28 protein-coding genes are annotated in these 26,659 nt (G+C 44.4%); 14 read left to right on the top strand and 14 right to left on the bottom strand.

From position 1 onward, the window contains the following. Positions 1-319 precede the first annotated feature (319 nt). A complete protein-coding gene (locus QUA56_RS19725; protein WP_333360637.1) occupies positions 320-2,407 on the top strand; it encodes a serine/threonine-protein kinase in 2,088 nt (695 codons plus the stop codon). Here QUA56_RS19725 and QUA56_RS19730 read toward each other — a convergent pair. The 5 genes from QUA56_RS19730 to QUA56_RS19750 form a co-directional block, all read right to left on the bottom strand. After that, positions 2,384-3,994, bottom strand: coding sequence for a helix-hairpin-helix domain-containing protein (locus QUA56_RS19730; protein WP_333360639.1), 1,611 nt, complete (start codon positions 3,992-3,994; stop codon positions 2,384-2,386). The genes QUA56_RS19725 and QUA56_RS19730 overlap by 24 nt on opposite strands. After that, positions 3,987-4,775: an LAGLIDADG family homing endonuclease gene (locus QUA56_RS19735; protein WP_333360641.1), complete on the bottom strand. Its 789-nt coding sequence runs from the start codon at positions 4,773-4,775 to the stop codon at positions 3,987-3,989. Before QUA56_RS19735 ends, QUA56_RS19730 begins: the two co-directional genes overlap by 8 nt. An 80-nt stretch (positions 4,776-4,855) precedes the next feature. Then, positions 4,856-7,543, bottom strand: coding sequence for a DNA polymerase III subunit alpha (locus QUA56_RS19740; protein WP_333360643.1), 2,688 nt, complete (start codon positions 7,541-7,543; stop codon positions 4,856-4,858). Between the two features lie 140 nt (positions 7,544-7,683). Further along, entirely contained in the window at positions 7,684-8,103 is a 420-nt protein-coding gene (locus tag QUA56_RS19745) for a lysozyme inhibitor LprI family protein (RefSeq protein WP_333360646.1), read from the bottom strand. 16 nt (positions 8,104-8,119) lie between these two features. Beyond that, entirely contained in the window at positions 8,120-8,434 is a 315-nt protein-coding gene (locus QUA56_RS19750; RefSeq protein ID WP_172186134.1) for a DUF2499 domain-containing protein, read from the bottom strand. A gap of 410 nt (positions 8,435-8,844) precedes the next feature. On the opposite strand from QUA56_RS19750, the gene csaB reads away from it, so the two are divergent. From csaB to trmB, 4 genes are all read left to right on the top strand, one after another. Continuing rightward, entirely contained in the window at positions 8,845-9,888 is a 1,044-nt protein-coding gene (csaB, locus tag QUA56_RS19755) for a polysaccharide pyruvyl transferase CsaB (protein WP_333360648.1), read from the top strand. A gap of 31 nt (positions 9,889-9,919) precedes the next feature. Beyond that, positions 9,920-10,735 (top strand): Uma2 family endonuclease, encoded by an 816-nt coding sequence (locus QUA56_RS19760; RefSeq protein ID WP_333360650.1) that lies wholly within the window; start codon positions 9,920-9,922, stop codon positions 10,733-10,735. A 77-nt stretch (positions 10,736-10,812) separates the two neighbouring features. Continuing rightward, a complete protein-coding gene (locus QUA56_RS19765; protein WP_333360652.1) occupies positions 10,813-11,553 on the top strand; it encodes a Uma2 family endonuclease in 741 nt (246 codons plus the stop codon). Positions 11,554-11,712: 159 nt separating this feature from the next. Continuing rightward, positions 11,713-12,345, top strand: coding sequence for a tRNA (guanosine(46)-N7)-methyltransferase TrmB (gene trmB / locus QUA56_RS19770; protein ID WP_333360654.1), 633 nt, complete (start codon positions 11,713-11,715; stop codon positions 12,343-12,345). Positions 12,346-12,772: 427 nt separating this feature from the next. On the opposite strand, the gene QUA56_RS19775 is transcribed toward trmB, so the two are convergent. From QUA56_RS19775 to acsF, 4 genes are all read right to left on the bottom strand, one after another. Further along, the gene (locus QUA56_RS19775) at positions 12,773-14,287 is read right to left on the bottom strand and encodes a phospholipid carrier-dependent glycosyltransferase (RefSeq protein WP_333360656.1); all 1,515 of its coding nucleotides are present in this window, start codon (positions 14,285-14,287) and stop codon (positions 12,773-12,775) included. Between the two features lie 88 nt (positions 14,288-14,375). Continuing rightward, positions 14,376-15,755, bottom strand: coding sequence for a site-specific DNA-methyltransferase (locus QUA56_RS19780; protein WP_333360658.1), 1,380 nt, complete (start codon positions 15,753-15,755; stop codon positions 14,376-14,378). 14 nt (positions 15,756-15,769) lie between these two features. Then, entirely contained in the window at positions 15,770-16,651 is an 882-nt protein-coding gene (locus QUA56_RS19785) for a hypothetical protein (RefSeq protein WP_333360660.1), read from the bottom strand. A 163-nt stretch (positions 16,652-16,814) separates the two neighbouring features. Continuing rightward, positions 16,815-17,891, bottom strand: a complete 1,077-nt coding sequence (gene acsF / locus QUA56_RS19790) for a magnesium-protoporphyrin IX monomethyl ester (oxidative) cyclase (RefSeq protein ID WP_333360662.1) — start codon at positions 17,889-17,891, stop codon at positions 16,815-16,817. Between acsF and QUA56_RS19795 the strand changes: the two genes are divergently transcribed. The 3 genes from QUA56_RS19795 (at position 17,892) to rpmF (ending at position 19,135) form a co-directional block, all read left to right on the top strand. Then, positions 17,892-18,191, top strand: a complete 300-nt coding sequence (locus QUA56_RS19795; RefSeq protein ID WP_333360665.1) for a hypothetical protein — start codon at positions 17,892-17,894, stop codon at positions 18,189-18,191. A 115-nt stretch (positions 18,192-18,306) separates the two neighbouring features. Next, positions 18,307-18,783 (top strand): TM2 domain-containing protein, encoded by a 477-nt coding sequence (locus QUA56_RS19800; protein ID WP_333360666.1) that lies wholly within the window; start codon positions 18,307-18,309, stop codon positions 18,781-18,783. A gap of 178 nt (positions 18,784-18,961) precedes the next feature. Beyond that, positions 18,962-19,135: a 50S ribosomal protein L32 gene (gene rpmF / locus QUA56_RS19805; RefSeq protein ID WP_006632406.1), complete on the top strand. Its 174-nt coding sequence runs from the start codon at positions 18,962-18,964 to the stop codon at positions 19,133-19,135. A 42-nt stretch (positions 19,136-19,177) separates the two neighbouring features. Here rpmF and queA read toward each other — a convergent pair whose 3' ends face one another. Next, positions 19,178-20,317, bottom strand: a complete 1,140-nt coding sequence (gene queA, locus QUA56_RS19810) for a tRNA preQ1(34) S-adenosylmethionine ribosyltransferase-isomerase QueA (RefSeq protein WP_333360668.1) — start codon at positions 20,315-20,317, stop codon at positions 19,178-19,180. Positions 20,318-20,474: 157 nt separating this feature from the next. Here queA and QUA56_RS19815 point away from each other — a divergent pair, with 157 nt between their 5' ends. After that, positions 20,475-20,864: a hypothetical protein gene (locus QUA56_RS19815; RefSeq protein WP_006632408.1), complete on the top strand. Its 390-nt coding sequence runs from the start codon at positions 20,475-20,477 to the stop codon at positions 20,862-20,864. A 201-nt stretch (positions 20,865-21,065) separates the two neighbouring features. Here QUA56_RS19815 and QUA56_RS19820 read toward each other — a convergent pair whose 3' ends face one another. Continuing rightward, a complete protein-coding gene (locus QUA56_RS19820; RefSeq protein WP_333360670.1) occupies positions 21,066-21,650 on the bottom strand; it encodes a YraN family protein in 585 nt (194 codons plus the stop codon). Between the two features lie 14 nt (positions 21,651-21,664). Between QUA56_RS19820 and QUA56_RS19825 the strand changes: the two genes are divergently transcribed. The 3 genes from QUA56_RS19825 (at position 21,665) to QUA56_RS19835 (ending at position 24,368) form a co-directional block, all read left to right on the top strand. Beyond that, positions 21,665-22,177 carry a pentapeptide repeat-containing protein gene (locus QUA56_RS19825; protein WP_333360672.1) on the top strand — a complete coding sequence of 171 codons (513 nt, stop codon included), beginning with the start codon at positions 21,665-21,667 and terminating at the stop codon, positions 22,175-22,177. Between the two features lie 388 nt (positions 22,178-22,565). Next, positions 22,566-23,504, top strand: a complete 939-nt coding sequence (locus QUA56_RS19830; RefSeq protein WP_333360674.1) for a fatty acid desaturase — start codon at positions 22,566-22,568, stop codon at positions 23,502-23,504. A 207-nt stretch (positions 23,505-23,711) separates the two neighbouring features. Beyond that, entirely contained in the window at positions 23,712-24,368 is a 657-nt protein-coding gene (locus QUA56_RS19835) for a LysE/ArgO family amino acid transporter (RefSeq protein ID WP_333360676.1), read from the top strand. 161 nt (positions 24,369-24,529) lie between these two features. Here the strand turns inward: QUA56_RS19835 and QUA56_RS19840 are convergent, their stop codons facing one another. Further along, the gene (locus QUA56_RS19840) at positions 24,530-24,676 is read right to left on the bottom strand and encodes a hypothetical protein (RefSeq protein ID WP_333360678.1); all 147 of its coding nucleotides are present in this window, start codon (positions 24,674-24,676) and stop codon (positions 24,530-24,532) included. A 94-nt stretch (positions 24,677-24,770) separates the two neighbouring features. On the opposite strand from QUA56_RS19840, the gene QUA56_RS19845 reads away from it, so the two are divergent. Further along, positions 24,771-25,772: a DMT family transporter gene (locus QUA56_RS19845; RefSeq protein WP_333360680.1), complete on the top strand. Its 1,002-nt coding sequence runs from the start codon at positions 24,771-24,773 to the stop codon at positions 25,770-25,772. Between the two features lie 21 nt (positions 25,773-25,793). After that, positions 25,794-26,312 (top strand): SET domain-containing protein-lysine N-methyltransferase, encoded by a 519-nt coding sequence (locus QUA56_RS19850; protein ID WP_333360681.1) that lies wholly within the window; start codon positions 25,794-25,796, stop codon positions 26,310-26,312. On the opposite strand, the gene QUA56_RS19855 is transcribed toward QUA56_RS19850, so the two are convergent. Both QUA56_RS19855 and QUA56_RS19860 read right to left on the bottom strand, forming a co-directional pair. Then, complete coding sequence (locus tag QUA56_RS19855; RefSeq protein ID WP_333360683.1) at positions 26,290-26,436, bottom strand: hypothetical protein; 147 nt, start codon at positions 26,434-26,436, stop codon at positions 26,290-26,292. The two genes, QUA56_RS19850 and QUA56_RS19855, sit on opposite strands and share 23 nt — an antisense overlap. 21 nt (positions 26,437-26,457) lie before the next feature. Continuing rightward, positions 26,458-26,610, bottom strand: a complete 153-nt coding sequence (locus QUA56_RS19860; RefSeq protein ID WP_333360686.1) for a hypothetical protein — start codon at positions 26,608-26,610, stop codon at positions 26,458-26,460. Positions 26,611-26,659 lie beyond the last annotated feature (49 nt).

The raw sequence follows: 26,659 nt of genomic DNA on the forward strand, positions 1-26,659 counted from the left end.
AATGGTTCAATGAATATTGCCAATATTGGAGCCGTCGTAACTCGGCTTCGAGGTTCGGAGTGCCTTAGCTGTTCTCTCAGCTACGATACTTCAGGGCTACTGAAAGCCCCTCGCCTTCAGGCAGGGGATTAGTTACATTAAGCACTTCTAGTGTCGTCACCTTGGTTTCTTGCCACTGGCTCAACCTGAGAGCCGAGATTTTAGGTTACGAAAGTCGGTTTCTCAGGTATTATCGAGAATGGTACTCTGGGCGTGAGTGGAAACAGACTACCATGTTGCTAAGTTTAGCTTTGGTGGGAATCTCCAGGCAGGAAAAAAGATGAGCTATTGCCTCAATCCCCATTGCCAAAAGCCGCAAAATCCTCACTCAACCAAGTTTTGTCTGGCGTGCGGCTCAAAATTGCTGCTGAAAGAGCGTTATCGCGCGCTTCAACCTATCGGTGAAGGAACATTTGGCAGAACTTTTTTAGCTGTCGATGAAGATAGGTTGGAAACTCGCTGCGCCATCAAACAATTTTTCCCCCAAGTTCAAGAGAAGGAAGAATTAGAAAAGGCAACTGCACTGTTCAAACAAGAAGCTCACCGGCTGCACGAACTCGGAGAGCACCCGCAGATTCCAAGTTTGCTGGCTTCTTTTGAACAAGCCAAACGTCTGTATCTTGTGGAAGAGTTAATCGAGGGAAATAATTTGTTTCAGGAGTTGCAGCAGCGGGGAGCTTTTAGCGAAGAACAGATTTGGGAATTGTTGATCAATTTGTTGCCTGTTTTGCAATTTGTTCACGAGCAGCAAGTGATTCATCGGGATATTAAGCCGGAAAATATTGTGCGGAGAACTCCCCAAACCTTGTGGGCGGCGGCGGGATATGGCAGCTCAACTCCTGGTAAAGAAAAAGGAGGGGCAACTTTACCTCAATCTTCTGGTGGTACAGAAGGGATAATTGTGGCTGAATCTCCTGCTGTACAGGGGAAGGCGAGGGGGGGTCAGTTTGTGCTAGTAGATTTTGGAGTTGCTAAGCACATTACCGGCATTTCTGAGGCGCAAACTGGGACGATAACTGGAACTGCTGGCTATGCGCCGATCGAACAAATTCGCAGCGGCAAGGCGTATCCGGCGAGCGACCTTTACAGTTTGGGCGTTACCTGCATTCACCTGCTAACTGGGGCGGTACTGAATGATTTGTTCGATGCTTTGGAATGCAAATGGATTTGGCGATCGCACTTGGCGCAAAAAGGCATAAAAATCAGCCAAAAATTAGCAACTATTTTGAATAAATTGCTCAAAGATTCGGTAAAAGATCGATATCAATCCGCTGGTGAAGTGTTGCAAGACTTGGTAAAATTTGGGCAATATCCCCGCTCTCAAATCTCTTATAATTATCGAACCAAAATAGCTATAAATTCGCCCTTAACTAACTCGCAGCCAAATACAGCAACCGCCGTCTCTGCCGCGCCGCCCCAAAATATTCATGTTGCGCCATCGGCGAGCAATCCGAAATTATTGTCTAATAACTGGCGGTGCGCGCGCATTCTCCACGGTCATTCAGACTCGGTTAATGCTGTTGTTATTAATCCTCAAGGCAATATTCTCGCTAGCGCCAGCGACGATAAAACAATTAAGCTGTGGGACTTGCAAACAGGTGAATTCATCCATACTTTTTTCGGGCATTCAGCAACGGTTGATGCTGTGGCAATCAGCCCAGACGGGAGAATGATGGTTAGCGGCAGTTTTGACAGAAAAGTCATTGAGTGGAAGCTGGATAAAAAGGCGATGATTCGCGAATTTTACAGCGATTTTGGTTCGCCCTACAGTCACCGCTACGGCCCTGTTTACTCGGTGGCTTTTAGTTGCGACTCGGGAGCGATTGCGAGTGCTAGCGGCGACCAGAGTATTAAATTGTGGAACCAGCGCAACGGAGCATTGGTTCAAAAACTTTCGGGACATTCTGACAAGGTTTTATCTGTTAGTTTTCGCCCTCAAAGTATGATGCTTGCCAGCGGCAGTGCTGACAAAACTATCAAGATGTGGTTTGTAGGTATTGGGGAGAGTGTACGGACTTTTGTCGGTCATTCAGATTGGGTTTATGCGATCGCATTTAGTCAAGATGGAAAGACGATTGTCAGTGGAAGTGCCGACGCTACTGTTAAATTGTGGAAGGCCGATACAGGGGAATTGATTAATACTTTGAGCGGGCATTCTGAGGCGGTGATTTCGGTGGCGATTAGTCCCGATCGCGAAACTATGGCTAGCGGCAGTCGAGACGGTACGGTGAAACTCTGGAACCTGCAAACAGGAGAATGTTTGTGCTCTCTTGCTGGGTGCAATCCGGTGGCTTTTAGTCCTGACGGTCAAACTTTAGTCACCGGTGGGGATGGCGGCGAAGTGTTAGTTTGGCGGGCGTCTGTTTAATTGGGCGAGATAATTGAGATACTGGTGAAGGCGATCGGTGTCAGTGTCAAGTAAACGACTGGCCCAAGAATGCAAATTAAGTTGCGATCGCATTTCTCGAAACACCGCAGCATCCCCGCGATTGTCTAGAGGAAAAACCCAAGCATCAAATTTAGCGGACTTGAGACGGCTAACAGTTCCCTCGCCATCTTGCACCCACAATTGACGGTTAATGCGAAAGGGTTGACAGGAATATTCACCGACAACAATTCCCCCCACAGAAACGCTAGCATCTTCTCCCCGATAGGAAAGTTCTTCCAAAAGGGCTTTGAGGTCATTGAGTTTTTCCCCGTCTTGTACTTGCTGCAGTGTAAGCTTGACAATGACCATTTCTAAAACTTCCACAGGTTTTGTCGATCGTACAATGTTGACTGGTTCCGCCGGCCAAGGGTTGTTTATTTCCGGTTGGGCCGTCTCGATTTCCGCCCTCTCGATTTCCTCTGCAACCTGTACTGTTTCAACCGGCTTTGCAGTGTCTACAATTATCTGAATTTCCTCCCCATCTTTCTCGATTTTTCCACTAATCTGTAAGATAGCATTCTCTACAATGTAAGGTTTCACTTGTTCGTAAGCTTTGGGAAACACAACAGCTTTTATTTGATGTGTCAAATCTTCTAATTGCAAAATAGCCATTGCATCGCCTTTTTTTGTCACTACAAGTTTGATAGCGCTGATCATGACAATAACTGATACTTTCCCCTTTTTATCTGCTAACTGTTCGAGAGTCACCACATCGGGGTCTGGGTTTACTTGCATGAGAAACTTTAGGGGATGTTCTGATACATAAAAGCCCAGCAATTCTTTTTCTAAACGCAATTTATCCTGTTTGTCCAAATCTTTTACAGGCTTTGATTTGGGAGCAGAGTCATACGTACTTGCCGACTTTCCGAAGCTCGTACCCAACAAATCAAATAGATTGCCTTGACCGCTTTCTCTATCTCTTTTGCGGTCTTGCGCCCATTTAATGACCCCTTCCAGGTCGTTTATTAATTGATTGCGGTTCTTGTCAATTTTGTCAAAAGCACCGCATTGAATTAATGCTTCTAAAGCGCGGCGGTTCACAGAATGGAGATTTACGCGATCGCACAAATCCGGCAGCGATTTAAACTTACCCCCTTCCTGCCGCGCCGCCAAAATATTTTCAATTGCCGCTTCTCCCACATTTTTAACCGCCGAAACCCCAAACAAAATTTTATCTTTTGCAGAGCCAGTCATCTGTTTGGGCAGCGGTGTAAAAGTAAGTTCAGAGCTATTAACATCTGGCGGCTCAACCTCAATACCCAGCTTGAGACAATTGGCAATATATTTCTGTACTTTCTCCTGATCGCCCCTGTTAGCAGTCAGCAGTGCAGCCATGTATTCTAGAGGATAATTCGCCTTTAAATAGGCAGTTTGATAAGTGATATAGGCATAGGCCATTGAATGGGATTTATTAAAGCAGTTAGATGCCACCAAACTATTTTCTAGGATAAAGTTATGTTCTCGTTCAACGCCTATGTCATAGACTTCTTGAGTTCCTAGTGATTTTCGACTAATAATTTTAACCATGTTTGTAACTCCTGAGAATAGCCTCTATTTTAGTTTTCTTTCGTTGCAATCCCAAGCGGGGATATTGATACACAAAATCATAGAATGCTTGTATATTTTTTCGACTAAAGATTCTCCAATAATAAACTTTTTTTAATTGATGCTCTTGTACAGAACCCATCCCTAGGTGCATTGCTAGTTCGCGGGCAAATTCAAAGGAACCAACAATGCAGACTAAACCGCCACTTCTACCTTTGTTTGCATAAGCACAACCGTCACCGTCAAAATAGCCTAACACATAAGACCCTAAATATTTTAAGTTAGGGAAATAGGTAACTTCCGAAAAAGTTCTTCCTGTTATGATGCCGTAGCCCTGTAAAGAGCTTGCCAGTTGTTCAGAAGAAAAATTTATTCGGTAGTGAGGAGCATAATTTTGAGGCTGAATAACTCTAATTTCACCAGAGTATTGTAGCTCTATTCTGAGCATTTCTGTAAGTTCTTTGTCAATAGATTCAAAAGATTCAAAAGCTACATAATTAGTTTGAGTAACGCAGCCATCAGCAGCTATCAATCCTAATAAATAAGCTTTAGCTTGAGAGTCAATTACATCAAAATAGCTCTCATTTAAAGTATAGCGGTTTCGCCGCTTAGTATTAATTTCCGCTTCTTTTAAAACCCTTGAAACTGCTCTTTCGCTCACACCAAGGTAGTTAGGAATGTCTCGACACTCCATGCCCTGATTAAAAGCAGAAATGATTTGTTCCTTGTGTTCCGATTTTAGCTGCCTACAGTCGAGATACATTTTATATATAGCGGTTCTCAGAAAGATGAGGTACGTAGTTGGGCTTCAGCCCTCAAGCGTCTGGGTGGTTATGTAAGCTGTCAGTCATACCTCATCTTTTTGAGAAAGGCTATATCTGAGCTAGAGTTGATTTGTTTTAAGTCTAATCCTTGTTCAAAGATTTCGTCAATGGGCAGCATTTGACCGCCAACAGTCATAAACTTGTGATCTTTTGTGGCGCGAATTATCGAGCCATCTTCCAGGCAATACTCAAAGACCTCCTGCTGCCCCCGGCGATGCCACTGTGCAATTGACTGTGTATAAATATAACCGTTGCTATCAACACTATAAACAGTACATTCAATTTTTTCCTCAACAATTTTGCCAATAGCCATCGGCCCATATTCCACTGTCAATATCTTCGTGTCATAGCTCAAGCAATATTCAGCGAATTGCAGCATTTGCGCGAACAGTTTCTCAGCAATTCTTTGACTGACTCCATTCTTAGTTGCCCCGTCGATAAACGTTTCTTTTTGCTTCTGCATTTCATCAGCTTTCTTCTTGCCCATTGCGCGCCGCAGCAAGTCAGCTTGACCCAAAGAATAGCCCGCCAAATCTTGAGCCATCCGCATAATTTGCTCTTGAAAGCAAAGCGTTCCGTAAGTCTCTTTTAAAATCGGCTCTAATAGCGGATGATCGTACTCAACTGCTTTACCGTGCTTGCAGTCAATAAACTGAGGAATCAAACCTGCATCCAGCGGGCCGGGTCGGTAAAGTGCCAAAATAGAAGAAATATCATCCAGACAGGAAGGTTTGAGTTTTTTCACTACATCCAGCATTCCAGAGGATTCTAACTGAAAAATACCTTCTAAATCTCCTCTTTCTAAAAGTCTATAAGTTTTATCTACATCATCAGGTAACTTTTTGATTCTGCCAAAAGTCTCTTGAGCTCTGCGCTCTATATCAGAAGGTAGCATTTCTGGATCGACAATTAGATTTTGGGTTTGCTTAATATAATCAACAGTTTTCTGGAGCGTTGTCAAATTTTTCAATCCCAGAAAATCCATTTTCAGAAGACCTAGTGCTTCCAAATCTTCCATATAATACTGAGTAATCACAGCACCTTCGTTATTTTTTTGCAGCGGTACAATTTCATCGAGCGGGTCTGAAGAAATCACTACGCCGGCCGCATGAACGCCAAAGGTTTTGTTTGTCCCTTCAATCCGAATTGCCATGTCAATCCACTGACGAACTGGGACTTCGGTGCCAGTTTCTTCATTGATACAAATTGTATTTTCGTAGTTGTCTTTAAATTCCTGTGCAGGTGTTGCATCAGAAATCATCACTTTTAGTTTTTCCGGTTTTCCCCGCGACACGGGAATTAATTTTGCCATTTCGTCTGCTTTTTTGTAGGGAATGCCTAACACTCTGGCAACATCTTTCAAGACAGCTTTTGAGGTCATTCTGTTGAAAGTAATAATTTGCGCTACGCGCTCTTCGCCATACTTTTCAGTAACGTATTTAATCATGTCGTCCCGTCTTTCTATGCAGAAATCGCTATCGATATCTGGCATGGATTTGCGTTCTGGATTGAGAAATCTCTCGAATAGCAGTCCGTGATGTACGGGGTCTATATTGGTAATTTTTAAGACGTAAGCAACTAGGGAACCTGCGGCTGAACCGCGTCCTGGGCCTACGGGAATGTGGTTGTCCCTCGCATATTTCATGTAGTCCCAAACTACTAGAAAGTAGGTGGAAAAACCCATCTGCTGAATCATTTTTAGTTCGTATTCCAGCCGTTCTTTGTAGACGGCGGTAATTTCATTGCGACTTCTAGCTTTGAGGCGTTCTAATAGTCCTTTCCATGATATTTCTTCGACAAAAGTGTCTGCTGTGTGTTCTGGGGGGATTGGATAGTTGGGAATGCGCGATTCCCCCATGATGTCGTAAGATTTTACTTTATTTGCGACTTCTAAAGTGGTGTCGATCGCCTCTTCGATCGTTTCATCATCCAAATGGTCTCGAAACAGTTGCGCCATCTCCATAGCAGACTTAAGATACTCAGTACCGCTGTAGCGCATCCGCTTGTCTTCTTCAATCAGTTTGTTGGTGTTAATGCACAGCAAAGCATCGTGTGCTTCTACGTCGTTGCAGGAAATATAGTGAGAATCATTGGTGGCAATTATTTTAATGTTGAGTTCGCGGGCAATTTTGACGATTTCAACATTAACAATCCGGTCTTCTTGGGAACCGTGGTCTTGAATTTCTATATAGTAATCTTCTCCAAATACTTCTTTATACCATTTGGCAACTTCGCGGGCAGTATCTAGTTTGTTTTGTAGAATCATTTGGGGAACTTCGCCGCCCAAACAAGCACTGGTAACAATTAAACCTTCGGAGTATTGTTTTAGCAGTTCCTTGTTGATGCAAGGTCGGGCAAAAATACCTCTTTCAGGCATTCCCTTTAAATGGGAAATTGTGGTGAGTTTTACGAGGTTTTTATAACCTTGGGTATTTTTAGCTAAAACAACTTGATGGTATTTTCTTCTACCTCGAACTTTGACTTCAATGTCGCCGTTGACGACATACATTTCATTGCCAATAATCGGCTTGATATTTTTATTTCGGCAAACTTTGATTAGCTCGATCGCCCCGTACATCACTCCGTGGTCTGTAAGGGCGATCGCGGGCATCCCCAATTCCACCGCCCGTTCTGCGAGCTGCTGTAGCTGAGACGCCCCGTCCAGCAGGCTATAATCGCTGTGAATGTGCAAACCAACGAAGGACATAGCGATTTTGGATTTTAGATTTTAGATTTTAGATTGTACACCATCCGGATAGAGAAAGATCAAATAAAAAAATTTGGGACTCAATCGTTGTTCTCTCGTAGGGTGGGTATCGATTGCATTACTAAATATCGATCGCACTGTTACAAACTTGCTTGTTTCAAATAACCATCCAAATCTTTAACGCGCTCTTGTGTCACTCTAGCTCTGCAATAACCGTAGGTAGAAGCAGCCAAAGTACCGCCTTCAAACTGCCCCATTTCATAATTGCAAGATTCATCTCGAAACTTGAGCCAACTGCGCTGTGCAACAGTCAATCTCTGCTTTTGTTTGCTGTTGAGTTTTGGCAGAAGTTGCTGATATACTTGATTGAGTTTTCTGTCTGCTGCCTGAAACTCTTGACTGGAACACGCATTCTGCTCCTGTGTCGTTTGAGGACTTTTACAGTTAGGCTGTTGTGCGACTTGCAGGGGAATGTTGCTGGCTTTGCTGGGAAGCAAAAATCCGGCTGTCAACAAAAGCAAACTCGCCGCAAATTTTACCCAAATAGTGCTATTTTTCACTTAGTTTCTCCCTTTTTTAATCTTTAATTTTCTCTGCTGGCTGAGCCGATCGCCAAATCCACCAAGCCGCCGCCCACAGAGTAAAATTGCCGATGAGAGTCATCGCCGCTTGCAGGGTAACGATCCATTCTAGGGCGGGAGAGTTGTCAAAATAGTGCCACGTACAGGCACACATAGCGCTGACAAGAGCGGGCAGCATTCCGGCGGAAAGGGCCCACCAAGCTCGGTTTTGAGTGACTTCGCCGTAAGTCCAAATTAACCAGATGGCGGCAATCCACTCGACGACGCTAGAGATGTGAATAATCCAGGTGGGAATTGACAAAGCGTGCATTTTTTGTATTCTGAACGAAGATGAAAGATTTATCGATCGGGACTTACGCAACTGTCATATAAAGTATGATGAGTCAGTCGATTTTAGATTTTAGATTTTAGATTTTAGATTTACTCCACAGATGAATCTTGGAGCTTGAGCTTTGGTCTAAAATTTTAGGAGCATCCACGACTTAAGTCGGGGCTTGTACCTGTTTTTGGGCTGGTCATACAATTTTAGATTAGCGATTTGAGATTATATTAGATTTGCGATTTTAGCTGACTGATGGCGTAAAGCTTTGAAGTTTGCTGACAGTAACATTTTTTTGGGTAGTAGTATTATCAAATTTCAAATCTCAAAAAAATCTAAAATCCAAAATCTAAAATCTAAAATAGTTAGATTCCCCATCACAAACAAACAAAAGAGTAGAAATGCGAGCAATTTTGTGCGGCTATTACGGTAAAGGCAACGGCGGCGACGAGGCGCTGTTGGCATCGCTACTGCAAATGTTACCAGATGGCGTGACGCCGATCGTCCTGTCTGGCAATCCTGTCGAGACAAATCAGCGGTACGGGGTAGCTGCGCGCGATCGCATGAATGCCTTCCAAGTTCTCGAAGCACTCCGCACCTCCGACGCCCTAATCTGGGGCGGCGGCAGTTTAATCCAAGACGCTACCAGCATTGCGAGCCCTTTCTATTATGGGGGTTTGATGGGAATAGCGCAGCGGATGGGCTTAAAAACTGTTGCCTGGGCTCAGGGAATTGGGCCTTTGAAGCGCGAAATCACTCGCAAGTTATCTCAGCGCTGTTTTGCTGGATGCACCGCCGTCAGCGTGCGGGATAAAGGCTCAGCTACTTTACTTGCAGATTGGAAAATTCCCTTTACTTTAGCGCCCGATCCTGTGTGGGCTTTGGAGAATTCTCCCGTATCCGGTTTGTGGGATTTACCAGCACCCAGAGTTGCTGTTTGTTTGCGTTCTCATTCTACACTAACTCCCGCGCGTTTGTCAATCTTAACTCAAGCTTTAGTTGACTTTCAAAAAGCAACTCGCACCTTAATTTTGCTGCTGCCTTTTCAAGCGTCTCACGACTTAGAAATCGCCAAACATTTGCACGAAGCCCTGCCCAAAAGGAGCCGCATCCTCAGTTTAGACGATCCGAGAAAATTGAAAGGAGTATTCCGGGGAGTCGAAATGGCGATCGGGATGCGCTACCACAGTTTAATTATGGCAGCATCTGAAGAATGCCGCTGTTTTGCCCTCAGCTACGACCCGAAAGTCAGTCAATTGATGGACGAGTTAGAAATGCCGGGATACTTATTATCAGAATTGCCCGAAGATCCGTATTTAATCAGCAAAACCTGGATCGAACACTATGCTAACGGCGACGCCTTATCGCCAGACAGGATAAAATTTATAGTAGGGCGATCGCTCTTTCATCGCGAAGTATTGCAAACCGCGCTCCAGCAGTCTTAGTAATAGCAGTCTCAATAAGAGGTAAAATACCGTGACAGCCACTACAGCCGACTTGAAAATTACCTGGGAAAAATTGCCAGCCGACTTCATTTTAGATGAGGAACCTGTGGAAAATATCGACCAGCCCTTACTAGCTGCCGCCTTGCGGGAAATCCTAGAAATTGCAGGGCTAATAGTAGCAGGAATATTAGTTGCCCCCAATATGGGCATTTGCGCGACATTAGACGACAAGCTAGTTATCAAAGCCCCAGATTGGTTTTATGCCAGCAACGTACAGCCGCTTGAGAGTCAAGAAATTCGCCGCAGTTACACTCCCAACTTAGAAGGAGACATTCCGGCGATCGTCATGGAGTTCTTGTCAGCTAGTCGCAACGATGAATATTCTCGCAAAAAAACTTATCCCCCCGGAAAATGGTTTTTTTACGAGCAAATATTGCGAGTGCCAGTCTATGCACTTTTTGAACCAGCCGCCGGAGTGTTAGAAGTCTACCAGTTGGATTCATCAGGAAATTATGAAGTACAACCACCAGATTTAAACGGCCGTTATTGGATTGCAGGAGTTGGGTTATTTCTGGGGGTTTGGCAGGGAACAAAAGCTGAAAGAACGGGATATTGGTTGCGCTGGTGGGATGAAAGCTCAGAGATGTTATTGTGGGGTGCAGAAATGGTAGAAAGAGAAAGGCAAGAAAGGGAAATAGCTCAACAGCAAGCCGAACAAGAACGGCAGCAAAAGACGATCGCTCAACAGCAAGCCGAACAAGAACGAGAACGAGCAGAACAAGAACGAGAACGATCGTCCCTATTGGCCGCACAATTAAGAGCATTAGGCATTGAACCAGAAGCTTAAAAAATAGGCGATGCTATTCGAGCGAAAATCATTGCCAGCAGTTCCGCCGCATTCTTCTTACTAAGAGGTAAAATACCATGACATTCAATCCAATTAAATTAAAAATATCCTGGGAAAAATTGCCCAAAGATTTCATTTTAGACGAGCAACCCCTGCAAGATATCGACCAGCCTTTGCTCGCCGCCGCCTTACGGGAAAGCTTAGAAATTGCGGGGCTAATTTTGGAGGGAACATTAGTTGCGCCTCATCTGGCGATTTGTGTAACTTTCAACGATAAGCTAGTTATAAAAACTCCCGATCTGTTTTATGCCACCAACGTACAGCCCCTTCCCGATCGAGAAATTCGCCGCAGTTATACCCCCAACCTAGAAGGAGACATTCCGGCAATTGTCATGGAGTTTTTGCCAGATAATCCTCCTAGTTATCAGGATGAATATTCGGCAAAACAAACTTATCTCCCCGGAAAATGGCATTTTTACGAACAAATATTGCAAGCTCCAATCTATGTAATTTTTGAACCTGCGATCGGAGATTTAATAGTACATCATTTGAATTCATCAGCAGAGTATAAAAAACAGCAACCCGATGCAAACAATCGTTATTGGATTCCGGGAGTTGGGTTATTTCTGGGTGTTTGGCAGGGAACAAAGGCCGAAAGAACCGGATATTGGTTGCGCTGGTGGGATGAGAGCGGAGAGATGTTATTGTGGGGAGCAGAAATGGTAGAAAGGGAACGGCAGGAAAAAGCAAATGTTCAACAGCGGGCCGATCGACTAGCCGCGCAATTAAGAGCAGCAGGCATTGAACCAGAAGCCTAATGCAATAATTAGAAATGAAAAATCGTAAGTCTGCCATTTTTCATTTCTAATTCCTTAAAAAGTATTAGACAACCTCGCAAAAATCAATATTTATCTGCGTTAATTCACGTTAATCTACCTTCATCAGCGGTTAAAAAATACATTCAGGAGACAGCAAAATTGGCAAGAGTAAGAGTGCGGGAACACGTTAATCCCCTATCAATTAGATATCAAGCATCTGCAAGTCCCCCGGATTGGACAAAAATTTATGCTGACTTAAATTTACCGCTGCATTTAGATATCGGCTGCGGCAGAGGACGGTTTTTGTGGCACATGGCGCAAATCCAAACAGACTGGAACTTTCTAGGATTAGAAATTCGGGAACCTCTGGTAGAGGAGGCGAATCTTTGGCGGGACGAAAAAGGCTTGACAAATTTGCACTATTTGTTTTGCAATGCTAATAGTTCTCTGAAACCAATTTTAGAAACTTTACCCGCAGGTATTTTGCAGCGAGTTAGCATTCAATTTCCAGATCCGTGGTTCAAGAAAAAGCACCACAAACGGCGGGTGGTGCAGCAGGAATTAGTCAACGAATTGGCAACTTATCTCGCAGTTGGCGGTGAAGTTTTTATTCAATCTGATATTGAAGAGGTAGAAACGGAAATGTGCGATCGCTTTTCATCTCACCCCAGTTTTAAACGTCAAAACGGCGACAACTGGCTAGCAGAAAATCCCCTGCCTGTGGCTACTGAAAGAGAAATCGCTACTCTCAAACGCGGCGAACCAGTTTATCGAGCACTGTATCAAAAATAATGCTCGCTTTTGCAAACTCACCTTTGTAATAAACGTTATAACTTACATCTTGCACCTTTGTTGGGAACAGGCTTTCCGGCCTGTTCCACAAAACTTAATTTTATTGTGGAACGGGCATCTTGCACCTTTGTTGGGAACAGGCTTTCCGGCCTGTTCCACAAAACTTAATTTTATTGTGAAACGGCTTTCCGGCCTGTTCCACAAAACTTAATTTTATTGTGGAACGGGCCGGAGAGCCCGTAAATAAAAAAATTATTTCTAAGTTATACCAATTCTCGCCTCCAGAAAGCAACAATGATGAGTGTAGGTTTGTTTACGCTCACCCTGTTTGTAAGGTGCGTCGCTCAAAGATTGTGGATATTATTTAAGATTTAAGGGTGGCGACGCACCCGGAGAGATACTGTTGCATGAGTTTTGAGAATTAGTATTACACCCAAGACGGCAGCCACATCCGAATTTTCCATTCCCACTGCGACAAAGGCAGTCCCAAATAGATAGGCATCCAGAAAATAAAAGCACCCAAAACCAGAAAAATAATTGTTACTCCCATCCCTCGGAGTCGAGTTTGAGGGCTGTGCAGCCACCTGTCAACCCACCAAGCAAGCGCTAAGGCTGCAAACACGGAACAGCCCATATAATGATACAAAAATACACAGCGACTCACCTTCACCCAAGGCAGCAAATTAGCGGCCCAATTAACTATTAAATACAACGCCAGCCACATTTGGGCAGTCGGCGGAAACAAAATCGGCCGCTGCTGTTCGATTAGTTCCACAGAAGCCTCGCTGCGCGTTTTCACCCACACCGAAATCCGGTGAACTAAAATTCCGATTATTAACATTAAAGCCAAGGTTGACAGCCACCAAAGAGCCGGATTTCCCATCGCGTGAACGTCAAAAATAATCTTAGTTGCACCGGTGGGTAAAGGCGGCAAAACCGGATCGGGTTGTCCATTGCTGCTAGCAGTTTTGTAGAAGTAAACTATGGGGCGAAGCATCAAAGGCCAACCGTACCACGCGGAACAATAAGGATGCACGGCAGGCCCGCTTTTAATCCGCTGGTGATAAGTCAAAATCTCCGTTTGCATCTGCCAGAAATTGGGAGTAGGATTTAGATGCAGGTGAGGAATCCAGGATATGCTGTAAACTAAAATAGGAATGACAGCTAGACTCAAACCTACTTCTATAAAATTGAGTTGAGTCAGTTTTTGTACGGGACTTTCGGGAGGAATTAGAGCCGAATTTACCTCGCGGCTCTGTTCTTCATCTGCTTTGTTTCCCTGCGTGAAACGAACGGCCCAAGCGCACAGCAAAATTAGATAAGTACCGAAAAGAAACCACAATCCGTTCCATTTGATAGCAGCAGAAGCACCGAAACCTATCCCGGCTAGTACCAGTAAAATCCAACGTTTTTTGCCTTCAGCTTCTACGGATTTGAAAATAAATAACTGACCTAATATTCCTAACAAAACCAGATAAATGTTGTTCAGCGCGTAGCGAGACTCAACTAAAAACAAACCGTCGCAGGCGATAAATAAAGCAGCAATAAAAGCAAAGGTGCGGCGCGGAACTAGCTGATAAGCCAGGGCTCCCACAACTAGGGGAATAAAGGAGCCTGTGAGAGCATTCAACCAGCGGTAATCCCAAGGGGAAAGCAGGGAACCGGCCATACTGTTGACGGCTGTTTTGCCGAAGGGAAGGTGAGTGCCGATCCAAATGCCGATCGCAATTATGTACTGGCTTAGCGGCGGGTGAGCGTTGAAAAAGGGAGTTTTTGTGAGATAATCGTTGGCAAATTTAGCGTAATAAACCTCGTCAAATACTAAGGTGTTAAATCTCTCCAGTTCCCAAAATCGCAGAGTTAAGGATAGGAGGAACACACCGAGCATTCCCATAGCAAAAACCCAAGTTGATTTGTTGAATTGTTTTTTGTTGATTTTCATAAAACTGCAGAAAATAGTAGATGCTAGATTTGAGGGCGATCGCTAATTTTAATTTTAAAATATTGAGTTAAGCCGCTTCTGTACACTGCTACTGCCATTCTATCCATTGCCTCACAATATCTTCTAGTTCCCCAGCAAACGAATCAGTTGCATAAAGACCAAAGTTATTAATCATCTCGCTTTTTTCTGGGGGAGACTCAGCTTGAAATATAGATTCATCTAAGTTAAAAAGCGATAATTGCCGAGACTCGTCATCAGATGGATTCTGGTGTAGGGGTGTTTGCTGGCTGACAAAATCGCCCATCCGTTCGCAACCCTTAGCAAAACGCCGCAAAGTAGTTGCGATCGCCTCCGAACTATTATCAATTCCTATCCATCTCCTCCCAAACTCCGAAGCAACACTCAAAGTCGTACCCGAACCGGCAAAGCAATCGAGCACTAAATCATCAGGATTTGATGAAGCTCGAATAATTCTACTAAGTAGAGCGCGGTTTTTCTCAGTTGGATAACCTGTAATTTCAATATTCTGATTGTGAGCATCGCGAAACTCAAGCCAAATATCTTGTACGGGAATCCCACTACTACTATCCAAATATATCTTGCGACGGGGATTTCCAGTCGCAGACCAATATATTTCGCCTCTAGCATCCATCTCATCTAGTGTTTGAGGTAGAAACTGCCAATGTTTTCCCGGTGGCGGATTCATCCCTCTCCAAGACTTTCCAGTTTCGCCATTTCGCACTCCTGGTGCATGAATCGGAACCTTTTTATATCGCCGTCCAGTTTCTTTTTCAATGTATTCATATTCTTTGTTAGCGCGCTTATCCGTCCATTCTTCAACTGGACGATTCCAGACATAAGTATCTGATTTACTATAAAATAGTAAAAAATCTGAAACATTTCCGTAAGTTTTTTTTGTAGAGTTTTTGGGGTTACATTTTTTACGAGTAATCCAATTTCTAAAATTGCGTTGACCAAAAATTTCATCCATAATCACCTTGATATAAAATGCCATATTCTCATCAAGATGGACATATATTGAGCCGTCATCAGCTAATAACTCTCTCAATAGTATCAACCTCTGACGAATAAATTCAATATAGCTGTTCCCTGCTAATAAGTCTGAATAAGCATCAGTCTGAGAGCGCGATTGAAATATACTTTTCGTTGCAAAAGGCGGATCTATATAAATTAATTTTACTTTGCCTTTAACAGAATTATCTTGAATTAAGTTTGCTAAAATTGGCAAATTATCACCATAGTAAAGACGATTGTCATCGCTCATACTTGGCTGTTCATTGCTAACCCACAGTTGTACACATTTAGCTTTATTAGTGCCTAAAACTTTACTGGTAGGCTGTTTGCCTGGATATAAAAAGCACGCATCCAAGTTATTATTTAATTGGCTGTCAGTAAGATTGGATGCAGCTTGACCTTTTGATTGTTTTTTTGAAATACCAGTAGCCATTGTCACTCCTATTTTCAAGAACGCAGCCATTCCACTTTAATCCGATCTGGAACCATACGCAGTGTCAATACCATAATCCGATCTGGCCAACTCTTTTCAATATTTGCGTAGTCATCCCACATTGAACCCAGTAAAAGACCAGGCCCATCATTCAAAAAAATCACCTTAGTTCTTAAGTTGTGATTTTGTGTGTAACTGAGGATTTCATCAGCACAGCTACGATAACCGCCTGTTCTATCGTCTTCTTGTGCACCACCTCTATCTGAATCATATCGTGCTAATCCTATTGCCAGCAAGTCATTTTCATTAATATCATAAATTACAAAATCAACAGGGCGTTTTGGGTTGGGATAGTTTGAGAACACATTTCCCATCATAATATCTTTTCCAGCTCGCTCTGGCCCTCGGATTGCCAAGTATGGAAAGTGTAAGCGGAATAAGGAGAAAAACCTTTCAGTTAGGTCGTATCCTTTGTTGCCACGACTTTTGTATTCCCACAACAAAGCTGACATTGCCTCGTCGGGAATTGGACGAGTCATGTATGCAGCTTGAACTTCTTGAACTGGCCTAAAACGAGATCCAAACTGATTGCAAATATCCGTTATCTTTTTTTTTCTTCTGAGCATTTCGACTGGAATCTCAGGGCTAACATACTTGCGAAACACCCTGAGAAGTTGAACTCGCATCCATGTGCTAGGAACCTCTGAAATCTGTATAAATAGACGCACCGATGATTCAGAAGTCCTGAGTAATTGCCCAAACATTACTAAAACTGGTTCATAAAGTTGGCAAGCCTCCTGTAATATATCTGGATAATATTCTCCTGTCATCAAAGTTATCCAGTTGTGTCCATCTGCTTTGTAGTCTGCAAAAGAGTTGCGTCTTCCCGATATCATATTACTCACCCTTCATCTCAAAATTAACTCCTTGGTAAAGTTCGCTCAATTGAATTTGAAACCCGATCGCACGATCGCCTCTAAAAACTAATCTAACATCATACCTAAAAAAGCGGCCCTGCTTGTCGCAGAACCGCCGTAACAGAGGATAAAAAATCAAAACTTAACGGACTGCACCCTCAACAGAAGGTGATTCAATCGTCTTCATGAAGTACAGCTTCAACAACTGCCAGCCGTTCGACAAATACAGAGGCAATTTTTGGAAGAATTGCAAGAATTTCGGAGTTTCAGAAGCAACAATTGCGGTCAACTGCTGATTGTTCTTGAGGCAAACATCCAGGCGTTCGTAAAATTCTGGGTTGTTCACGTCCAGCATCACGGGGAATACGCGGCCTGCGGTTTCGTTGGTCTTTTTAATCACTTCAATGTCGTATTCGCGAGCATCGAGACCGAGCGATCGATAAAAACCGGCGCGCTGGATATCATTGAGATACATCGTCGCGAACACTGACAGCAAGAAGAAACGGCACCAAAGCTTAGCGCGCCAATCGTTCAACATCTGAGGCTGAGCTCTCATCACCGCATCGAAGAAATCTCCGTGGCGGTTTTCATCCTGGCACCAATTTTCAAAGAATCGGAAAATCGGATAAATCTGGTCTTCAGGATGGGCTTTTAAATGCTGGTAAATGGTGATGTAGCGCCAATAACCGATCTTTTCCGACAAGTAAGTCGCGTAGAAAATAAACTTCGGCTTAAAGAATGTGTAACTGCGGCTCTTTGTCAAGAAACCCAAATCCAGGGACAAATTAAAGTCCGAGAGAGCTTTGTTGAGGAATCCGGCGTGCCGCGCTTCGTCCCGCGACATCAGGTTGAAACCCTCGGCCAGCACTGGATTTTTTCCTTTGAGCCTGCGTCCCAATTCTTTGTAAAGCAAGAATCCAGAAAACTCAGCGGTGCAGGAACGTTCCAGAAACTCAATGAACAACTGGCGTTTTTCGCCGTCAATGTGATCCCAAGATTGAGCGAACTCCTCATCCCGCACGAAGTGGTTTTTGTTGTAGTCAACGCGGAACTCTTGGATAATTGCTTCTAGTTCGGCTTCATTTACGGAGATGTCCATTTTGGCCATCTCGTCAAAGTCTGTTGTGTAAAATCTCGGCGTGAGAATAGTTTCTTTGGCTGGGGTTTTCACTCCCGGCCGCAGTTCTTCAAAAGTGGGTTTTTTGAGGGAATCTACCATATGTTTATTGGATTTCTGCTTATAACTACTCGCTTGTTTCAATTGTCGGGTACTGCGGGCGATCGCTCGTGTATGTCCGGTCAGCGCTGGCGGCGCGCTCCGTTTGGCGCTGCGTGTGGAATCCAGGTCAAAGCTGCTGTAATTTCCACGCCCTCCAGTTTACCAAGCTCTCGCCCGCCGAAATATGTTACTGGCGTTAAGAATTGCTACGCAAAATTACTCACTGGGCATGGGGCATGGGGCATGGGGCATGGGGCATGGGGTATGGGAATTGGGGAATTGGTAGTAAATAACCAATAACTTCGGACAATTCACAAATATCTGCTGGCGTCAAGCTGTTTAAACACCAAATAGAAAGTACAAAATGTATATAGGGACTCCAATAGTTAGAATAACCAGGCAGGACGGTCAGAAAATGAGCAATTTAGGTGTTAGTTACCTTTTATGGGCAGCTTGTTTTTTCGGCCCATTCGGACTCCACCGTCTTTACAACGGCAAGATTGCCACGGGTTTGCTGTGGCTGTGTACCTTTGGGTTGTTTGGGTTCGGGCAATTGTTTGACTTGCTGCTGCTGCCGAACATGGTGGACGAACACAATGCCAGTCTCAGGGGCAAACTCGGGGTATCTCCTGAAGGTATACCGCTATATCCGATCGGCGGGGCGATCGCCGCGACATACCCCAAGCAAACTCCCGACCAGTTAGGGGTTAAACTCCTGAAGGCAGCTTACACCAAGAACGGAAGATTATCTGTCACCCAAGGGGTGATGGCAACCGGCGCTACTTTTGCCGAAGTGGAAGAGGCTTTCACGGCAATGCTCAAAACGGGTTATGTCAGTATCGAGAACGATGCCGTAACTGGCGTCGTGATCTACCACTTTCACGAACTTTAGCTGCTGCGGGTGCGTCAGAATTGGGGATTTTGTCTGTTGTTCGAGAAGCTAATCGCTGACGCACCCTACTACTTGATATTGCTTGCCGAGCAGTTGTTGCCGTTTTTCTCCTTAAGCATTGCCGGCAAAATCGGCTAGAATGTTTGTTTGTCTATATAATCCGAAAGTATTTAGCGTCATGGCAGTTCCTAAGAAGAAAACCTCCAAATCCAAGAAGAATATGCGTAAGGCCACATGGAAGCGCAAAGCTGTAGTGGCAGCTCAGAAAGCTCTGTCTCTGGGCAAATCTGTTCTAACTGGGCGTTCCAACAGCTTCGTGTATCCCGGCAATGAAGAAGAGGAGGAAGAATAGAAACGGAATACGGGGCATTGGGCGAACCCGATGCCCGATCGGTCAATCCTTTTTTGCTGTTGGTAAAATCAGCATGGCATCGCCAAAGGAATAAAAGCGGTACTGATGCTCGATCGCCTCTCGGTACAAATCCAACAGCCGAGACCTTCCAATCATCGCACTTACCATCATCATCAAAGTAGAGCGGGGCAAGTGAAAATTGGTAATCATCCCCTCTACAACCCGCCACTTGTAGCCCGGGTAGATAAACAAATTTGTCTGGCCGCAAAAAGGCTGCAAGGAAAAATCGCCGCTCGCCGCCGCAGCTCCCTCTAAAGCTCGCACTGCTGTCGTACCCACGGCAAAGATCCGCCCGCCTCTGGCTTGAGTTTCGCGGATTTTATCGACTGTGGCGGGGGGTACTTCCACCCATTCGCCGTGCATTTGGTGAGCCGTCACGTCTGCCACCTCCACCGGGCGAAACGTCCCTACTCCGACGTGCAGGGTGACAAAAGTTTTTTCGATTCCCCGCTGCTGCAAGCGACTGAACAACTCTTCGGTGAAGTGCAAGCCGGCGGTGGGGGCAGCCACCGCCCCAAGCCGATCGGCATAGACAGTCTGGTACTGTTCCGCTGAAGCTTGGGAATTGTCGATGTAGGGCGGCAGGGGTACGTGGCCGTATTCGTCCAAAAACTTCACCAGAGTCGCATCTGCGGGGATGTCAAACTCCAGCAGCCGTCCCCCTGTTGCCTCGTCCCTCTCTATAACTGTCGCAGTCAATCGACGGCGATCGGGCACCTCCGCTTCGGGAACGCAAGAGCAAGGATCTGCTGCAGAGTTCTGACAGGGTGGGGCGATCGGCTCAAACTCAATTTGCGATCCCAACTTTAAGCGTTTCCCCGGTTTAACCAAAGCCAGCCAGCAGTTGTGCTGCCGTTCTTCCATCAACAATATCTCCACAGCCGGGCCGTTGGGTTTGCGCCCGTAGAGCCTCGCCGGCAGCACGCGGGTGTTGTTGAGTACCAGCAAGTCTCCCGGCTCCAGCAAATCCGGCAAATCCCGGAACATCCGGTGTTGTAGGCTACTAGGAGAATCAACAGCCAGCAAGCGAGAGCTGTCCCTCGGCACTGCGGGATTTTGGGCAATGCGCGAGGGCGAAAGTTCGTAGTCGTAGCCGTCCAAAGACCAGTCAATCTCTGTCATCAAGTGAATTCCTATCAAATCAATCTGTCAACTAGGTAACAAATTGGGTAAAAACCCCCATCCAAAGTCGGGTGCTTTTCCCCTTGTGGTAGTGGGTATATACCGCGACGATAGAGGTATAGCATCAGCTTTGCTCATAAGGCTCATAAGGATCGTTATGGAATACCTCTACTACATCGCCAATACTAGCCTTACCCTGAGAGTCGTGGATTACCTACGCACGGCTCATCATCTTCCCTTGCAATTTATCACCGTTATTCACCAAATAGATGGCTGGGTAGTGAAGGTGAAAATGAGCCAATATTTAACTCCAGAAATGCACGGGGATTTTCGGGCTTTTATGAACGAACTCGGGATTCCTTACGATCCAGAAATTCGCTTGCAAATGGCACTTTGGAGTTTGGAAACTGGACAGTCGCCGCTGAGCGTGATGCGCCGCTACCAGGTGGCAGTAGTTTGTCACGGCAGCCCTGACCGCAAGGAAATTGAAGCGTTTCGGCAGCAGTTTGTCAAGGGTCTGGGATATTGCCCGGAAACTCTGGCCTAGACTGCTAATCATATAAGTTAACTGTTATGACAGATGGGAGAGGGAGAGAAGGGCAGAGGGGGACAAGATTTAACGGTTTTTTCACGTCCGTTAAAGATGAAGAGAGAAATGCGCGACAGCCTAGGGAAATTAACAATTAAAAATTACCTAGTGGCATGGCTTTTTAGTTTGACCCTCTAATTTTTAATTATATATATATTTTTAATTGCTAAAAGCCGATCGAATGTATTCTTGCAGGGTGAGCAGGTAGTTTCCTGCAAGGGCATATTGAGAGTTCGCTGCTGTTAATGGTGGTAATATTTGCTTAGTGTTTTGTCGTGAAGGTTCGCATCTGACTAAGGCGACATCAAAGCGACAAGAATTATTTGCTAAATCTGGACGTGTGCTTAAAAATATTTCGGCTGTTTGCCAAAGTTTGGCTTGTTTTGTGGTACTAACAGCCAGCATTCCACCAGCATCCCAATTTCCCGGGCGGCGAGTTTTTACCTCGACAAATGCTAATGTTTGGGAATGGGGAATGGGGAATGGGGAATTTTCGTTACCTCTGTTGATTTCGCTTTCTTCATCTCTTCCGAGTGCGATGATGTCAATCTCTCCCCAGCGACAGTGCCACTGCCGGTGCAGGATTTCCCAACCTTGCTGCTGCAACCACTCGGCGACTAAGTTTTCTCCCAATGTGCCGATATCCCGAGAGTTTGGGGATTGGGGGGAATTGGAGTGGGCCGTGGCGAGCCGGCGATCGCGCTTTCTGGTAGAATTCAATTCTGAACTGTCACTGCTGCCCATTAGCTTTCATTGGTATGATTCCTCAAATTCGACAACATATTTATAGTTTCTTGCTGAGCTTTGTTATTTTAGCAGTAATTGCCGCTGGGGCGATCGGCATTAATCCCGCACCTGCTTTCGCCCTAAATCACGACAAAGAAATCCTAGTCGGCGCTGATTTTACCGGACAAGTTCTGACAGACGACAGCTTTAATAAAGCCAATCTTCGCAACAGCAATTTTACCAATGCAGATTTGCGCGGCGTCAGCTTTTTTGCGGCAAATATGGAAGAGGCAAATTTAGAAGGCGCTAATTTCACGGGTGCGACTTTAGATTTAGCTCGCATGATGAAAGCAAATTTAACTAATGCTATCCTTGAGGGTGCTTTCGCTTACAATACCAAACTGGAAGGAGCTGTCATTGACGGCGCTGATTTTACAGAGACACTGCTGCGAGACGATATGATAGAAAAACTTTGTAAAGTGGCAAAAGGTACTAATCCAGTGACGGGTAGAGATACTCGCGAAACTCTTTTTTGCGATTATTAAAAGGCTAATTAAACGGAACTTATCCCGCACGCGGGGTAAGTTCCATGTAAACCCTCACTCCACGAGCAATCATTTTGTCCGCTGTCAGCACCATATCGTGAGAGATTAAGATAAAGTACATTTTGTCAATCAGTTAAAATACTTAAAATCTTTTCAATAAAAATGATAATCGTAGATGGGAAGAGGGGGGAGGCTGCCAATGGCTATAACTTAAGTTTTTTGGGATACTCGAATTTTGTGTATAATATTTTCGTATCCGCTCAATAATTCGCGGCCGACTACCCACTCACGAAGGATTTTGCGTCATTTGAGGTGCATTGTTGAGCCATTTACCCCGGATCGTTGAGCGGATACGAAAATGTTTTAATAGTTTAGATAGGTGCTAGTCATGGAAAAAATCTGCGGTACTGCTGAAATATCTCAGAAGGTTGAAAACTTTGGTATTGAATTAAAAAGCATATCTAAAGTTGACCGTATACGCTCTTTTGCAAAGCTATTAACTTATTTTGCTTTGGTAGTTTCTCTGAGTGTTGGAATTATTTTTATTCAGGATTGGAAATTAATTATTATACTCCAAATACTGTTGGGAATTACATTTGCTCATGGCTTAGAATTGCAACATGAGTGTCTTCATCACAATTTTTTCAACTCAAAGATATTAAACCGCTTTTTCGGTTTTTTGTTTGGTGTTCCAATGCTTGTTTCATACACCCATTACAGAGTCCAGCATCTACACCATCATAAATATTTAGGCACCGAAAAGAATGCTGAGATATTTGACTATGATGAGTCTTCACTAGAAAGCTTCAATAAACTCTTCGTTAGAGCTTGGAATTTTGCAAGAATACCAACTTTTTTCTCGACATTATTTAACTTAATGAAAGGTAAATACCCAGAAGTTTTTTCTACTGACAAGGCTAAAAAGGATGTTTTAATTGAATATCTTGTGCTAGTCACAATTTTTCTAACACTCTTTTCTATTAGCGTGTTTGACCTGTCCTTAATACCTCTCAAAATCTGGTTTATACCGTGGTTAGTTTTTGGCGAATTGTTTCATTTTATTATAGAGTTACCGGAACATATATATTGCAATAAGACGACAACAGATGTTTTCTTAAATACTCGTTCAGTTGAAACTAATCCAATCATTAGCTACATTACAAATGGCAATAACTATCATGTTGAACATCATCTCTATCCTAGTGTAGCGGTACATAATCTTGATAAAGTTCATCATCCCATTCGTCATAAGATTGAATACTTGAGCGTGTCGTACTTCGATTTATTTCGGGAAATATTTCAAAAAGCTACGAGTAATCGTTCCTAGTTCGTGGATAATTTGACTTTGTTGGCGAATTCATGTAAACCGCAATTTCTGGTGTGAGCGGCTACGATATTTCAAGGGGTTGAGCATAGCCATTGCCCGAAGGGCAGACGCCAGAGGTATATCGCAATTCGCCAACAGAATCATAATTTACGCGACGAACGTAATCTTTTTTGTCCAAAGTCCAAATGCTAAAGGAGATTGTGTAAAGTGCCTGAGTTTTTCCCGGTTGTATTCCTTAACGGGTTTACCTTGTTTGCTGGACTAATTGTCGCCATTGGTGCTCAAAACGCCTATGTTTTGCGTCAAGGTCTCAAGCGCGAACACGTTTTCGCGACTGCAAGCGTCTGCTTCCTATGTGACGCCACTCTAATTATTATCGGTACTATAGGGTTCGGTACACTAAGCTCGAATATTCCAGAACTAGCTAATATAGCTCTATGGGCTGGCGTGGTGTTTCTTTTCTTTTATGGCTTATATTCATTTAAATCTGCTTTTGCGACCGCAGCGATAGATATAGATCAACTGGATATTCAACCAACAAGTCTTTGGAGCAATGTTCTGACGACGCTGGCACTCAGCCTCCTAAACCCACACGTCTATCTAGACACTGTGGTACTGGTTGGTGGTTTGGCAGCTCAATACACGGTGAGTGAACGCATTTTTTTCGCACTTGGCGCAATTCTTGCTTCCTTTATCTGGTTTTTTGCACTTGCATATGGCGCTGTTTGGCTAACGCCATTTTTCCAACGTCCATCTGCGTGGCGAATTCTTGACATTATTATTGGCTGCATTATGTGGTTTATCGCTGCATTACTAATTTTTCCTACGCTTAACTTTTATCAATTTTTGGCGTTGCAGCCTTGAATTATGTGTGGATTTGGGAATTACCAAATATCTGATTTTATCTGTTCTTGTTCTACTAATATTTGAATTCCCACTTGGCGAAATTCAATTAGTAGTATAGAAAAACGACATTTAAACGGAACTTACCCCACACGCTTTGAAACTAGCGTTTCAAACCCCTATCAGTCGGGCGATCGGGATGAGATACCCCGCCGGATACATGACTGGAATGTCAGCGGAACGCCCAGCAAATTGAAGGCTTTCTGCTGTAAAGGAGTTGGGGTCGTCAGGTCGAAACTAACTGAAACACTCGCTAGTTTAGGCTGCATTCGAGTTTAAAATATTGAGATTTCTTACTCTAGTCAACCTCTTTACGGTTAACTAACGGAATTTAGTTCTATTGCTAATCGATTAGGCTACTCAATGACTACAGAATTAAATAGTGGTTCTCAAAGATCGCCAAACACTCTCCATGCTTGGGGTATAGCAGTGTTGGTTCTTGTCACCCTAATCTGGGGTACAAGCTATCCGGTTATCAAGGGAGCTCTCAGCAGTCTTTCTCCTTCTGCAATATTTGCAACCCGCTACGTAATAGCAGCGTTGCCGTTTACCCCCTATTTGCGCTTCCTGAATTTTTCCCTGCTACGGGATGGAGTCTTCTTATCACTCCTACTGTTTCCTGCATCAGTCCTCCAAACCGTTGCCCTTGAGACAACTTCTGCCGATCGGGCTGCATTCATTGCGAGTTTCAACGTCATCCTAGTTCCTCTGCTAGGGCAACTGCTAGGTCGGCAGGTGTTCCTAAAAACTTTCCTCGCCGCAGGACTTGCCCTCTTTGGCATTGGAGTGATGTGTTGGGAGAGTGAACAGATCGCGATCGGCGATCTGTTGATCTTGGGCAACGCCTTCCTCTACTCGATCTACACTCTTAAGCTTGAGTCCACCACGTTGCGCCACCCCATTTTGCCACTCGCCGCGATCCAGCTTTGGGTGATAACAATATTTTCTTTAATCTGGGCCGCTCCAGATCTGCTTACACAACAGGAAGCAATTGGCGCGAATCTTGGTATTCTTTTATATATTGGCTTATTTGATACTGCTGCTACGATTGTGCTTCAAGTATTAGCTCAACGATGGGTTAACGCTGACCAGACGGCACTAATTTATACGCTCGATCCGATTTTCGCAGCGGTTTTCTCGTTTCTACTACTGGGAGAGAAACTTGGAATACGCGGTCTGATTGGCGCAGTTCTTGTAGTAGTGGCAATGGTTTTTGGTCAAAGCAAATCTCAGGACGCTGAGCACAATGGCGAAATCCAGGTTAACGAGTCGATTGTTGCAGCGCTGTCAGATTCGGATACTGAGCCCGTTAACGCTCTAGTGTCGCTTCAGAGTAACCTCGTGGAATTAGAATTAGATTTGTAATTTGTATTAAGAGTGAGGAAAATGGGTTTCGATATTTTCATCCAGCAAACAGAGAAAGGTAGAGGCGTTTTTGCCAGCCGAGGCTTCCGTAAAGGTGAGACTGTGGTGGTTGGACGCCGAGTCGATATCTTGCCCGAAAGAACTACTCACTCCATTCAGATGGACTTTGACCTGCATATAGAAATAGATGAACCGGGATTATTGATCAATCATTCTTGTAGCCCAAACACAGGGGTGAGGAATAATCAATTCGGAGCCTACGATTTCGTGGCATTGGTTGATATTCCTTCTGGAAGCGAACTTACCTGGGACTACTCTACAACAGAGTACAGTTTCATTGACATTCCCAAATGTTGTTGCGGCTCCACCGAATGTCGATCGCAGATCCTTGGATATAAATTTCTCCCTGACGAAATCAGGAAAACGTATGGTGAGTTTATCGCCGATTACCTCAAGGTAACTGTGCCTGAAACGGAACTTCTCCCGCGCGATCTTAAAGTTCCTAGTATTGCCCCCATCAGTAGGGCGATCGGGCTTTAAGCCCCCGCCGGATACATGACTGGAATGTCAGCGGAACGCCCAGCAAATTGAAGGCTTTCTGCTGTAAAGGAGTTGTCGCCGTCAGGTCGAAACTAACTGAAACACCTGCTAGTTTAGGCTGCACTCGATTTTTAGCGATCGTCTCCTAATTCGTCAGTAACTTCCGAAAACTTTGAACGGGAAACTTCTCCAAAGTATGCTTTGTTGAAGCTTTCCGTTTCGCCGGAGTGGCAGACAAAACCTTGACAACCACCGAACCAGACTCAGAAGCATCTAACCACTCCTCATCCTCGAACAATCGCTTGTGCCTGTTGCGTAAGCCCTGTATCGTATTAAGTTATTCGCTT

Source organism: Microcoleus sp. N3A4, assembly GCF_036701805.1.
Classification (GTDB): Bacteria; Cyanobacteriota; Cyanobacteriia; order Cyanobacteriales; family Microcoleaceae; genus Microcoleus.